The following is a 12,308-nucleotide window of genomic DNA, read 5'->3' on the forward strand; positions in this document are numbered from 1 at the left end:
TAAATACTTATCCGCCATTGGACATGAGGTGGCTGATTCGGCAGCGATAGCTGCTCGCGACCGAGGCCGCCGCCGATACTATTTTGACAGCCGGAATGCCCCGCCGCGCTTCAGTCGGGTTACGTCGCCGGAGCGTTCTCGGCGACGGTTTCGATGACCGACTCGTCGACGTACTCGTCACGGAGCGTCTGCTTGGAGAACTTCCCGGTCGCGCCCTTGGGAATCCCGTCGACCAGACGGATGGCGTCGGGGACCCACCACGACGGGTACGACTCGGCGACGAGGTCTTTGATCTCCTGGCGCAGCGCGGCTTCGTCGGACACAGCGTCGCGTGTGACGACGAACGCGGCGGGGCGCTCGTCCCACCGCTCGTGGGGGACCGGGACAACTGCGGCTTCGACGACCTCGTCGTGGCCCATGACGGCGTTTTCGACCTCGACGCTTGCTATCCACTCGCCGCCGCTCTTGACGAGGTCGTCCATCCGGTCGACCACGTCGACGTACCCCTCCGGACTCACCCGGACGATGTCACCGGTCTTGAACCAGCCGTCGTCGGTGACAGCCTGTTCGGTCGCGTCGGGGGCGTTGTAGTACTCCTGTGTAACCCACGGGCCGCGCATCCAGAGTTCGCCCAGCGACTCGCCGTCCCAGGGCACTTCCTCGCCGTCGGTGTTGACGACTTTGAACTCCAGGCCGGCAATCGGAAGCCCCGCGGAGTGGCTCCGCAGGTCGAACAGCTCCTCCTCCGGAAGGTCCGCCAGCCCGGGCTTTGGCTCGTAGGCGTGGGTGACCGGCGACGTTTCGGTCATACCGTAGCCGGAGATGAGGTCCACGTCGAACTCCTGCTTGTAATCCTCCATCAGTGACCGCGGCGTCGCGGACCCGCCGCTGGTAAAGTACCGAACCGACGAGAAGTCCACGTCGCTCTCGCGGGCGTACTCCAGCAGGTCCATGAAGACGGTCGGGACCGCTGCCGAGACGGTCACGTCCTCTTCCTCGATGAGCCTCGCCAGGTCCTCGGCCGACGGGTTTGGCCCGGGGAGGACCGTCTTGGCTCCGGCGGCGATAGTCGTGAACGGGCGACACCAGCCGCTGACGTGGAACATCGGAACGTACGTCAGTTCCACGTCGTCGGTCTTGATGCCGACCTCGCTGGTCATCAGCGACATGACCTGTGTCCAGTACATCTTCTGGGTGTACTCGACGCCTTTGGGCTTGCCTGTTGTCCCGGACGTGTAGCACATCCCCGCGGGCTGGTCCTCGGGCAGTTGCGGGAAGGAGTAGTCCGGGTCGCCGTCGGCGATGAACGATTCGTAGTCGACGACTGGCCCCAGCGACGTCTCCGGTACCTGCTCTCCCATCACGATGTACTGCTCGACGGAGGCGAACGCCTCCTCGTCGTACGCCGCTTCGAGCTTCTCCAGCATGACGGGGTCGACGATGAGGATCTCGTCCTCGGCGTCGGCCACGATGTGCTGGATGTGCTCGTCGGGGAGGAGGAGGTTAATCATGTGTACCTGCGCACCCATGCAGGCGACGCCGTAGTAGGCCTCCTGATGCCAGTGGTTGTTCCAGGCGAAGGTCCCGACTCTGTCGCCGCGTTCGATGCCCGCCTGTTCGAGCGCCGAGGCCAGTTTCCGCACGCGCTCGGCGTACTCCGCTATTGTGTATCGGTGAATCCCCTGATGTGTCCGCGAGACGATCTCGCTGTCGGGGAACACGTTTTCGCCACGCCACAGGAACGACCGGAGGTTGAGTGGTGCACCACCTGGCATACTCCGTGTCAACACACACCGATATGTTAAAACTAGCCCTGCCAGGCCCGATGGCTTGGCAATCCCAGTGCGTCGCCGGCGATGGCTGAAACTGTGAACTAGCGGTAAATTTATACCGGAACCATGTGAAGCGACCCCATGCAGCGACAACGGAGTGATATCCAGTGAGCGAGTCCGTACTGCTCTCCATCACCGACGGCATCGCCACGCTGACGCTGAACGAACCGGAAACACGGAACGCACTCACACAGCCCGTATACGACGCCTTGGAGCGCCACCTCGATACCATCGAGACTGCGTCCGATGTTCGATGTGTCGTCATCGAGGGCACCGGCGAGTCGTTCTCGGCCGGCGGCGACATCGAGGGAATGAGCGAGCGGCTCACGAACGACGACCCGACCGACGACGCCGTCAGCGAACTGGCTCGTCGGACCCGCGACACCATCGCCAGGGTCGTCGCACTGCCGGTCCCGACCGTCGCAAAGGTCGACGGGTCGGCCGTCGGGGCCGGCGCGAACCTCGCTATCGCCTGTGACATCCAACTGGCGAGCGAGTCGGCCAGCATCGGCTTCGTGTTCCGGCAGGTCGGCCTCAGCGTCGATGCCGGCACATCGTATCTGCTTCCCCGCATTGTCGGGACGAACGTCGCAAAGGAACTCGTATTCACTGGCGAGATACTGGATGCCGAGCGAGCCGCAGAACTGGGCCTGTTCAACCACGTCTACGACGCCGAGTCGTTCGAGTCCGAAGTCGCGGCGACTGTCAGCCGCATCGCCGATGGGCCGACCGTCGCCCTCCGGCACTCGAAGCGACTGCTTCAGGACGGGCTGGAGAAGTCCTTCGACCGCGCCCAGCGCGATGAGGCGACGGCTCAGGGCATCGTCTTCGAGACGGCCGACCACGAGGAGGGTGTCGAGGCGTTCCTGACCGACCGCCGGCCGGAGTTCGTCGGACGATGACACGACCCGCAGTTTTTCATGAGATGGACGCGAAACGACGACCATGACTGAACGCAGCACCGACTACTACCAGCGGCTGGTCGACGAAAGTGCGCTCGAAGAGTTCCTCGCGAGGGAGATAGGCCCGGCCGAGACGTTCGACGTTGCGCGCCACGAACAGGGCCACTCCAACGAGACGCTGTTTGTCACCTGGGGCGACCGGGAACTGGTTGTCAGGCGACCCCCGCCGGGCCAGACCGCCGAGACGGCCCACGACGTATTACGGGAGTATCGCGTCATCGACGCGCTACAGGACACAGCCGTGCCGGTCCCACCGACGGTGACGGCCTGTGACGACCAGACGGTCATCGGCAGCGATTTCTACGTCATGGCCCGCGTCGAGGGGACCGTCATCCGAGACGAAGAACCGGAGCGCTTCACGAACGACGATGCCCGAGAGGCCGTCGGCACCGAACTGGTGGACACCCTCGCGGCCATCCACGAAGTAGACCCCGAATCCGTCGGCCTGTCCGACCTCGGCCGTGCAAGAGGGTATGCGAAGCGCCAGGTCACGCGCTGGGGGAAACAACTGGCGTGGGCGTTCGAGCGGACGGCCGAATCCCGAACCATCCCTGAACTGGAGCGGGTTGGCTCGTGGTTACAGGACGAGTGCCCCGACGACCATCCGGAGACACTGGTTCACGGCGATTATAAACTCGACAACGTGATGTTCGGCCCCGGTGCTGACCCCGAACTCGCCGCTGTCTTCGACTGGGAGATGGCGACACTGGGCGACCCACGGGCCGACCTCGGCTGGCTGCTCTCGTACTGGCGCGACGCCAAGGACCCGAAGCCGGAGATTCCCGACCTCGCGATGGAGTTCATCGAAGCGCCGGGGTATCTGACCCGGCAAGACCTGGTCGACCGCTGGGAAGCCCAGACGGGCCTTACTTTCGAACACGAGCGGTTCTACCGCACGCTCGCCGTGTACAAGCTCGCCGCTCTCGGCGAGATGTTCTACCGCCGCTATCTGGAAGGCAACGCCGACGACCCGTTCTATCCCCTGATGGAGAACCGCGTCCCGGCGCTGGCCGACCGCGCGATTCGGATTATCGAGGGCGACGAACCGCTCTGAAAACGAAGATAGACGATTGAGATTATCTGCCGGGCGAGTGGACGGTTTTTCTGAAGTGGATTGAAACAGCCAGAAAGCCCCGACTGGCTGATGACACCGTGACCAACACCACCAGCCACGATTGCTGCTAGGGGGATGATTGATATGTGTTGCAGTAGACACTACGCGTATGCGAGCAGAGCAGACAGAGATAGCGACAGTTGCAGTGCTCGGTGCGGGAACAATGGGTCACGGTATCGCCGAGGTCACGGCTATCGCCGGCTACGACGTCGTGTTGCGTGACATCGATGCAGACATCGTCGAAGACGGCTACGACGAAATCGAGTGGTCGCTCGAAAAGCTCGCCGAGAAGGGGCGACTCGACGAGGACCCCGACGACGTGGCGGCGCGGGTCGCGACGACGACCGATCTGGAGGCGGCGGTCAGCGACGCGGACCTGGTCATTGAGGCCGGGCCGGAACAGCTCTCGGTGAAGCAGGACATCTTCGAGTCCGTCGACGCCGCCGCGCCGGAGGACGCCCTGCTGGCGACCAACAGCTCCTCGCTCTCGATTACGAAAATCGCCCAGGCGACGGAGCGGCCGGAATCGGTGCTGGGCCTGCACTTCTTCAATCCGCCGGTGAAGATGGACCTCGTCGAGGTCATCTACGGCGAGGCGACGACCGACGAGACGGCCGAGGCCGGCTACGAATTCGTCGAGTCCATCGGCAAGACGCCGATTTACGTCCGCAAGGACGTGCGCGGGTTCGTCGTCAACTCCGTCCTCGGGCCGTTCATGAGCGAGCCGGCCTGGATGGTCTCGGCGGGCGAGGCGACCATCCGCCAGGCCGACGCCGCGATGGTCCACGAGCGGGGCTACCCGATGGGGCCGTTCGAACTCGGCGACCTGACCGGCATCGACATCGGTTACCACGTCCGGAAGGAGGCCGGGACGCCGATTCCGCCACTCATGGAAGAGAAGGTCGAGAACGAGACCCTCGGCCGCAAGACCGGCGAAGGGTACTACGAATACGACGACGGCGACGGGCCGGACTACGGTCCAGAGGACGCCGACGGCTTTGACCATCTCCGCGTCGAGTCGGTGATGGCAAACGAGGCCGCGAAGCTCGTCGGCGACGACGTGGCGACGCCGGAAGCCATCGACACGGGGATGCAACTCGGCGCGGGCTTCCCCGAAGGGACCTGCCGACGGGCCGACGACATCGGTCTCGACACCGTCCTCGACAAGCTCCGGACGCTCCACGACGAACACGGCGACGACCGCTACGAGCCGGCCGACTACCTCGTCGAACTCGTCGAGGCCGGCCATACCGGCACGGAAGCGGGCCGGGGCTTCCACGAGAACGACACCGGCGACGGCCCGGGCGACTACCACACCATCAACTGGGCTCTCGACGACAACGGCCTGCTGGAAGTGGAACTCGACCGGCCATCGCGGATGAACGCCATCAGCGAAACGCTCGCCGACGAGGTCGTCGACCTGCTCTCGTCGGTCGATGATGACGAAGTCCGAGCCGTCGTGTTCGAAGGGGCCGGCGACCGCGCCTTCTCCGCCGGGGCCGACATCTCCGGCTTCGCGGACCGTGACCCCGCACAGACTTCGGAACCGACGGAAGTGTTCACGACCGTCGCCGAGTACCCGCGGCCGACGTTGGCGCGCATCGACGGCTACTGTCTCGGGGCGGGCCTGGAGCTTGCCCTCGCCTGTGACCTCCGGCTGGCGACGACCGACTCGGAGTTCGGCTTCCCCGAAATCACGCTCGGCCTGCTGCCCGGGGGCGGCGGGACCCAGCGCGCGATTCGGATGTTGACCGACGCCCGAGCGAAGGAACTGGTCTTCCGCGGCGAGCACGTCTCCGCCGAGCGGGCGGCCGACTGGGGGCTCATCAACCGGGCCGTCGACGCCGACGAGTTCGACAGCGTGGTTGGGGAGTTCGTCGAGGACCTCGTCTCCGGGCCGCCGATTGCCCTCCGCAAAGCCAAGCGCGTGATGAACGAGGGGGCCGACGAGAGTCTCGACGCCGGCCTCGAAATGGAGAGCCAGGCCTTTGCGCTCCTGTTGACCACTGACGACGTAGCGGAAGGGACGGCGGCCTTTGCGGCCGACCGCGAACCGGAGTTCGAGGGGCAATAGCGACCCGTTCCGCTGGCGGCCCGCGTTCTACTCCCGGTAGCGACGGACTGGCTCCAGTTCCTCGCTGTCCACGTCCTCGAACGCCTCGCGGGCGATGGTACGCAGGTGAACCTCGTCGGCCCCGTCGACGATGCGGAACGTCCTGACCAGTTCGTAGAAGTCCGCCAGCGGGAGGTCCCGGCCGATGCCGTTGCCGCCACAGAACTGGACGGCGGTGTCGATGGCGTCCTGCGTCGCCCGCGCGGCGAACACTTTGCTCATCGACACCTCGACGCGGGCTTCATTGCCGGCGGCGATGGCGTCCGCGGCGGCCCGGACCAGCGCCCGCGCGGCCTGAATCTGTGTCTCCTGTTCGGCGATTTCAAAGCGGACGTGCTGTTTGTCGGCCACGGAGTCGCCGAAGGCCTGCCGTTCGGTGGTGTAGGCCTTGGCGATGGACAGCGCCCGCTCGGCCATCCCCGAGAAGCGCATACAGTGGGTGAGTCGCGCCGGGCCGAGGCGTTGCTGGACGTGCTGGAAGCCGTTGCCTTCCTCGCCCAGCAGGTGCTCCTCGGGGACGCGAACGCCGTTGAACTCGATTTCGGCGTGGCCCTTCGGGTCGCCCTGGCTGCCCATGTGCGGGACGTTCCGAACGATGTCCACGCCGTCGGCGTCGGCCGGGACGATGAACACTGAACACCCTTCATACGGGTGCACGTCCTCGTCCGTCCGGGCAAAGACGAGCAGGATGTCGGCGTCGACGCCACCGGTCGTCCACCACTTGTGGCCGTCGATGACCCACTCGTCGCCATCCTTCTGCGCCGTGGTGCGTATCATCTTCGGGTCCGAGCCCGCGCCCTGCATCGGCTCCGTCATCGCGAAGCCGGACTGTATCTCGCCCTCGACGAGCGGGTCGAGGTACTCCGATTTCTGGAGGTCCGTCCCTTGCATCTCCAGCAGGTGCATGTTCCCCTCGTCGGGCGCGTCCACTCGCATCGCAATCGGGCCGAGGAGGCTTCGACCCGCTTCCTCGAACGTCGGCAACACGTCCCGGAAGTCATAGCCCATGCCGCCGTGTTCCTCGGCTATCTGGGGGGCGTACACGTCGTACTCTCGCGCGGCCGCGCGGAGGTCACGAACTGTTGCGTCGGAGATAGTCGTCCCGCCTGCGAGTTCGCGCTCCCGCGGAATGACGACCTCGTCCATCAACGCTCTGGCACGCTCGGCAAGCGTAGTCGCAGCCTCGGAATCGGTGAACGATATCATGGCACACTTTCGTTCTCGTACGTCGACAGCATAAGTGTTGGAGCACAGCGAACGCGTGGTCGGCCGTTTATTTTCCGGAATCGTGTTCCGGTACGTCATCACGGCGTCCCCACCACGACACCGAGCGTCGGCGGTAGTTTCATACCCGGGCCAGTCCAAGCCGCTGCCGTGAGCGAGAGTCCAGACGTCGAGGCCGTCTTCTGGGATATCGGGGGCGTCATCCTTCGGATGGAGTCCGTCCGGGCGGCCCACCGCGAGTTTGTCGAGCAGTTGTGTGCGGAGTATCCAGTGGCCGTGGATTCCGACACGGCCCTCGAACAGTGGCGGTCGGCCCTCGGAACGTACTTCGGCGAGCGCGACGGGACGGCGTTCCGGCCGGCCCGCGAGGGCTACCGGCTGGCAGTCGACGAGATTCTGACAGTCAGCCCCGAGGAAACTAAGTGGGAATCACTGTTCCAGAGCATCCGCGACGAACGGGTCGAACCCAACCCCGACGCCATCGCAGCCATCGAGGTCTTGGCAGACGCGCCGCTCCATCAGGGCGTCGTCAGTGACGTGGACGACGACGAGGGCAAGCAATTGCTTCGGGCTTTCGGCGTCTGGGACGCGATGGATTCGTACACCGCTTCGGAGGCCGTCGGTCGAACCAAGCCGGACCCCGCGATGTTCGAAACGGCGCTGGGAAAGGCCGGAGTCGCACCGGCACAGGCCGTGATGATCGGTGACCGCTACGAGCACGACATGGACGGCGGGACGGAGGCCGGACTGTGGACGGTCGCCTACGGGGCTGAGGACGGACCCGCCGTGGATATCGCGCTCGACGACCTCCGGGAATTGCCGGACTGGCTCGGAATCTCGGCCGGGGAGTGACACCGCAGTCCCAGCCGTCGGTACTGGTCCCGGCGCTCAGATGTCGGGCGTCTCTTCGAGCCGTGGGACGCCGGCGGCGGTGATGGTCTGGCCGACGATGTACGACGACGCCGGGCTGGCGAGGAACCGCGCGATGTCGGCGATTTCCTCGGAGAGGCCGATGCGGCGCTCGACGGCCTCGCGGTCGATGTTGTCGGCGCTGACGCCCATCTGTGACTCGACGCCCGGCGTGGCGACGAAGCCCGGTGCGATGCAGTTGATCCGGATATCGCGGTCAGCCCACTCCGCCGACAGCGTCGACGTGAGGTTGCTGACGCCGGCCTTGGCGGCCCCGTAGTGGCTCATGTACGGCGCGCCCTGTTCGCCGGCGACGCTGGAGAGATTGATGACCGCCCCGCCGTCGCCGTCGGCCAGCGCGTCGCCGGCCGCCTGCGTGCAGTGGTAGGTCCCGTGGAGGTTGATGTCGACGATGGTCTTCCAGCCGTTCTCGCTGATGTCGTCGAACCCGGCCATGAAGCTCGCGCCGGCGTTGTTCACGAGCACGTCCAGCCCGCCGAACTCGTCGACGGTCGCCTCCACCAGCGCCTCGACGGCCTCGCGGTCTGTCACGTCGCATTCGATAGCGACCGCCTCGCCGGGCCGGTCGCTGTCGTTGATCTCGTCGGCGACGGGGCCGACGTTGTCCTGCTCGCGCGAGCAGACAACCACGTCGGCCCCGTCGGCAGCGAACTCCTCCGCGATTGCTCGGCCGATGCCGCTCGATGCGCCCGTGATAATCGCCCGCTGACCCTTCAGGCTAAACCGCTCCGTGTGTGGCTTTGACATCGCTTCTGACATCTCGGGCATCCCCAATAAAGCTACGTCCTGAGCCCCCTCTGCGGGATTCCGTTGAATATAGTTGAACAGCCAGAACAGGCTGAGGTGCTTCGTATCTTTGCGGTGGTGGTGAGAACGACCGGAGAACCCCGGTACCATTAACACCGGCGCGGGACACGGTGACGACGTGTATGTCCAGCAACAGTAGCAGACCGCAGTCCCGGAACCGGCAGATGCGGACGCGGCAGTGGCGACCAGACCAGAAACCGAAGCGTCGTTCCGCAGTCGCTTGCGAGGGACGGTACGATGGCCGGTGAGTTCGAAACCGTCGAGGTTGGCGAGGGATTCACCACGTCGGGGCGAACCATCACCGAGGCCGACGTGGTCAACTTCGCCGGTGTCAGCGGGGACTTCAATCACCTCCACACGAACGCAGAGCGGATGGCCGACTCGGGGTACGGTGAGCGTATCGCCCACGGCGCACTGGTGTTTTCAGTCGTCACCGGACTGCTGTGGCAGGCCCGCGACGAGGCCGAAAAGCGGCACATGGTCGCGTTCTACGGGCTCGACCGCCTCCGGTTCGTCAAGCCGGTGTTTCTGGGGGATACGGTTCACGTCGAGGCCGAGATCGTCGACAAGGAGCGGCGAGACCACCCGGTTGCGACGGGCGTCGTCCGGACCGAAGTCACCGCGCTGAATCAGGCCGACGAAGCCGTCTTCTCGGCCGAGTTCCTGACGCTCCGGCGGTAGACTGTGCGGTCTCCCAGCCTCGGTGCAGTCTTACAGCACGCGGTCGGCGATGATGTTCTTCTGAATCTCGCTGGTCCCCTCGTAGATTTTGGTGATTCGGGCGTCGCGGTAGTACCGCTCGACGTTGTGGTCGGTGACGTAGCCCGCACCGCCATGGACCTGAATCGCCTCGTCGGCCACGTCGACGGCGTGCTCGCTGGCGAAGAGCTTCGCCATGCTGGCCCACTTCGTCGCAACGTCGAGGTTGTCCTCGTCGATGGCGCTGGCAGCGCGGTAGGTGAGCGACCGCGCGGCCTCGACGTTGGTCGCCATCTCAGCGATCTTGTGTTCGATGGCCTGAAACTCGCTGATCGGCTGGCCGAACTGCTCGCGCTCGTTCGCGTACTGAACTGAGTCGTCGATGGCGGCCTGAGCGGTGCCGACAGCCTGTGCGGCGACATTCGCCCGACCGCTCGCGAAGAAGTCCATCAGCTGGTAGAAGCCAGCGCCCTCCTCGCCGACGAGGTTCTCCTCGGGCACGCGAACGTCGTCGATGATGATTTCGGCCAGATCTGACGCGCGGATGCCGAGCTTGTTGTCGATTTTCTCGGCCTGCAGGCCGTCGGTATCCGTCGGCACGAGGAACGCGCTGATGCCCTCGTGGCCGGCGTCGGGATCGGTCTTGGCCATCACGACCATCACGTCGGCGACGGTGCCGTTGGTAATCCACATCTTGTTGCCGTTGAGGACCCAGCCGTCAGCGTCGCGCTCGGCGTAGGTCTCGATGCCGGCCACGTTCGAGCCGTGGGCGGGTTCGCTGATAGCGCTGGCACACGCCGACTCGCCGCTGGTGATTTTCGGCAGCCACTCCTCTTTCATCCACTCGTCGCCGTACTTCTGAATCATGCTCGACCCGAAGCCACGGGAGCCGATGGCGCTCCCGATACCCGGGTCGGCCCGCCAGAGTTCCTCGGTGACGACGACGCCAGTGAGGCTGTCCATCCCCGCGCCGCCGTACTTCTCGGGGACTTCCGGCGCGATGAGGTCGTACTGTGCCGCCTGCTCCATCAGTTCCGCCGGGTAGCGCTTCTCCCTGTCGCATTCCTTTCCGAGCGGCTCGATCTCGTTTTCGCCGAATTCACGCACCGCTTCTCGGACTGCCGTCTGCTCGGCCGTCAAGCTAAACGCCATATTCGATGTGTGACGGCCACCCAGATATAGATTTGGTCGAATCCTCCCGCATCTTTAATGTGTATGGTTTGGAACGTGGTACCACCCACCGAGGGTAAACCATGGCAGACCCAACGAGCACACCCAGCGACAGCAGCACAGCATATACCAACAGCATCGGTCGGCGGTCATTCATCAGAGCGGCCGGGGCGAGCACGGCGCTTGGACTGGTCGCCGGCTGCAGCGGCGATGGCGGCGGTGGTGGAGAGAACCCCAATGGAGGTGGAGGCATCTCCGAGACGGTCACCATCGGCCACCTTGCACCGCTGAACAACCCGCTCGGCGTTGGCTCGAAGCGGTCGGCGGAGATGGCGGTCGCCGAAATCAACGACGACGGTGGTATCGCCGACCAGACCGTCGAACTCGTTACGAAGGACACGCGGGCGTCGCCGTCCGAGGCGCGCACCGTCGCAGGCGAGTTGGTCCGACAGGAGGAAGTCGACGCCATCGTCGGCACGTTCTCCAGCGAGGTGACCCAGTCTATCATGGACCTCGTGTCGGAGTTCAATACGCCGTTTCTGGTCACCGGCTCCGCCGCGCCGAGTACCGTCACGGAGTTCGTCGCGTCCGACTACGAGCGCTACAAGAACACGTTCCGGGTCGGGCCGGTGAACTCCCACTTCCAGGCGGAGGTCATCAGCCAGTACGCCGGCCACCTCTCGGACCGCCACGGATGGAACACGTTCGCTGTCGTCGCCGACGACGCCGAGTGGACGACGGTGTTCCGGAACCGGCTGGTCGACCTGCTGAAGGAGGCGGACTTGGACGTGCCGATGGTGAACGGGCTGGCAACGGATACTACCTCTTTCGGGTCGGTGCTTGACGATGTGGACGCGGCGGGTGCGGACGCGATGTTCCGCTTCTTCGCACACATCAACGGCGGGCCGATGGCGGCCCGCTGGGCACAGGGCGAGTACGAGTTCGGCATCGAGGGAGTGCACGTCGCGTCGATGCTGCCGGCGTACTACCAGCTCACCGAAGGCGCGGCGGCCTACGAGACGACGACACAGTCCGGCGCGGCGGGTGTCACCGACATCACGTCGAAGACGGTCCCGTTCACGGAGGCGTACATGGAGGCGTACGGCGACGCCGATGACCCGCCGAGCAAGCCGATGTACATGGGCTTTGTCACCTACGACGCGATACACGTCTTCAAGAACGCTGCCGAGCGCGCCGGTACCGTCGACCAGGAGAACAACCTCGATACAATTGTCGACGCGCTGCTCCAGACTGACTTCACCGGTGTGGCCGGGCAAATCCAGTTCTACGGGGCCGACGAGACGTACGCTCACGACCTGCGAGAGGAGCGAGACGGTGACGGCGTCATCACGAACTACCCGCTTACCCAGTGGCGCGAAGACGGCTCGCTCGAATGTGTCTACCCGGAGGGCTTGCAGACAGCCGAACACGCCGCGCCGCCGTGGATGGGGTGAACG

At 65.1% G+C, this 12,308-nt stretch carries 10 protein-coding genes; 6 read left to right on the top strand and 4 right to left on the bottom strand.

What is annotated here, in order from left to right; translation table 11 throughout:
• Positions 1-119 precede the first annotated feature (119 nt).
• A complete protein-coding gene (locus SG26_RS04945) occupies positions 120-1,775 on the bottom strand; it encodes a long-chain-fatty-acid--CoA ligase (protein WP_050037006.1) in 1,656 nt (551 codons plus the stop codon).
• A gap of 164 nt (positions 1,776-1,939) precedes the next feature.
• Between SG26_RS04945 and SG26_RS04950 the strand changes: the two genes are divergently transcribed.
• The 3 genes from SG26_RS04950 (at position 1,940) to SG26_RS04960 (ending at position 5,982) form a co-directional block, all read left to right on the top strand.
• Complete coding sequence (locus SG26_RS04950) at positions 1,940-2,734, top strand: enoyl-CoA hydratase/isomerase family protein (protein ID WP_050037007.1); 795 nt, start codon at positions 1,940-1,942, stop codon at positions 2,732-2,734.
• A 43-nt stretch (positions 2,735-2,777) separates the two neighbouring features.
• On the top strand, positions 2,778-3,848 hold the full coding sequence (locus tag SG26_RS04955; protein WP_050037008.1) for a phosphotransferase family protein: 1,071 nt from the start codon (positions 2,778-2,780) through the stop codon (positions 3,846-3,848).
• A gap of 169 nt (positions 3,849-4,017) precedes the next feature.
• On the top strand, positions 4,018-5,982 hold the full coding sequence (locus SG26_RS04960) for a 3-hydroxyacyl-CoA dehydrogenase/enoyl-CoA hydratase family protein (protein ID WP_050037009.1): 1,965 nt from the start codon (positions 4,018-4,020) through the stop codon (positions 5,980-5,982).
• Between the two features lie 27 nt (positions 5,983-6,009).
• Here SG26_RS04960 and SG26_RS04965 read toward each other — a convergent pair whose 3' ends face one another.
• Positions 6,010-7,227: an acyl-CoA dehydrogenase family protein gene (locus tag SG26_RS04965; RefSeq protein ID WP_050037010.1), complete on the bottom strand. Its 1,218-nt coding sequence runs from the start codon at positions 7,225-7,227 to the stop codon at positions 6,010-6,012.
• A 168-nt stretch (positions 7,228-7,395) separates the two neighbouring features.
• Here SG26_RS04965 and SG26_RS04970 point away from each other — a divergent pair, with 168 nt between their 5' ends.
• Entirely contained in the window at positions 7,396-8,097 is a 702-nt protein-coding gene (locus SG26_RS04970; RefSeq protein ID WP_050037011.1) for an HAD family hydrolase, read from the top strand.
• Positions 8,098-8,133: 36 nt separating this feature from the next.
• Here SG26_RS04970 and SG26_RS04975 read toward each other — a convergent pair whose 3' ends face one another.
• Complete coding sequence (locus SG26_RS04975) at positions 8,134-8,943, bottom strand: SDR family NAD(P)-dependent oxidoreductase (protein WP_044952010.1); 810 nt, start codon at positions 8,941-8,943, stop codon at positions 8,134-8,136.
• 276 nt (positions 8,944-9,219) lie between these two features.
• Here SG26_RS04975 and SG26_RS04980 point away from each other — a divergent pair, with 276 nt between their 5' ends.
• On the top strand, positions 9,220-9,663 hold the full coding sequence (locus SG26_RS04980; RefSeq protein ID WP_014041178.1) for a MaoC/PaaZ C-terminal domain-containing protein: 444 nt from the start codon (positions 9,220-9,222) through the stop codon (positions 9,661-9,663).
• A gap of 30 nt (positions 9,664-9,693) precedes the next feature.
• On the opposite strand, the gene SG26_RS04985 is transcribed toward SG26_RS04980, so the two are convergent.
• Positions 9,694-10,833, bottom strand: a complete 1,140-nt coding sequence (locus tag SG26_RS04985) for an acyl-CoA dehydrogenase family protein (RefSeq protein ID WP_050037012.1) — start codon at positions 10,831-10,833, stop codon at positions 9,694-9,696.
• A gap of 101 nt (positions 10,834-10,934) precedes the next feature.
• Between SG26_RS04985 and SG26_RS04990 the strand changes: the two genes are divergently transcribed.
• Positions 10,935-12,305, top strand: a complete 1,371-nt coding sequence (locus SG26_RS04990; protein WP_050037013.1) for an ABC transporter substrate-binding protein — start codon at positions 10,935-10,937, stop codon at positions 12,303-12,305.
• Positions 12,306-12,308 lie beyond the last annotated feature (3 nt).

The organism is Haloarcula sp. CBA1115, assembly GCF_000827835.1.
Classification (GTDB): Archaea; Halobacteriota; Halobacteria; order Halobacteriales; family Haloarculaceae; genus Haloarcula; species Haloarcula hispanica.

Bases quoted from the DNA above. Each gene is read 5' to 3' on its own strand.
- SG26_RS04945 (WP_050037006.1), bottom strand. From the start codon at position 1,775: ATGCCAGGTGGTGCACCACTCAACCTCCGGTCGTTCCTGTGGCGTGGC.
- SG26_RS04960 (WP_050037009.1), top strand. From the start codon at position 4,018: ATGCGAGCAGAGCAGACAGAGATAGCGACAGTTGCAGTGCTCGGTGCG.
- SG26_RS04985 (WP_050037012.1), bottom strand. From the start codon at position 10,833: ATGGCGTTTAGCTTGACGGCCGAGCAGACGGCAGTCCGAGAAGCGGTG.
- SG26_RS04955 (WP_050037008.1), top strand. From the start codon at position 2,778: ATGACTGAACGCAGCACCGACTACTACCAGCGGCTGGTCGACGAAAGT.
- SG26_RS04965 (WP_050037010.1), bottom strand. From the start codon at position 7,227: ATGATATCGTTCACCGATTCCGAGGCTGCGACTACGCTTGCCGAGCGT.
- SG26_RS04980 (WP_014041178.1), top strand. From the start codon at position 9,220: ATGGCCGGTGAGTTCGAAACCGTCGAGGTTGGCGAGGGATTCACCACG.
- SG26_RS04975 (WP_044952010.1), bottom strand. From the start codon at position 8,943: ATGCCCGAGATGTCAGAAGCGATGTCAAAGCCACACACGGAGCGGTTT.
- SG26_RS04990 (WP_050037013.1), top strand. From the start codon at position 10,935: ATGGCAGACCCAACGAGCACACCCAGCGACAGCAGCACAGCATATACC.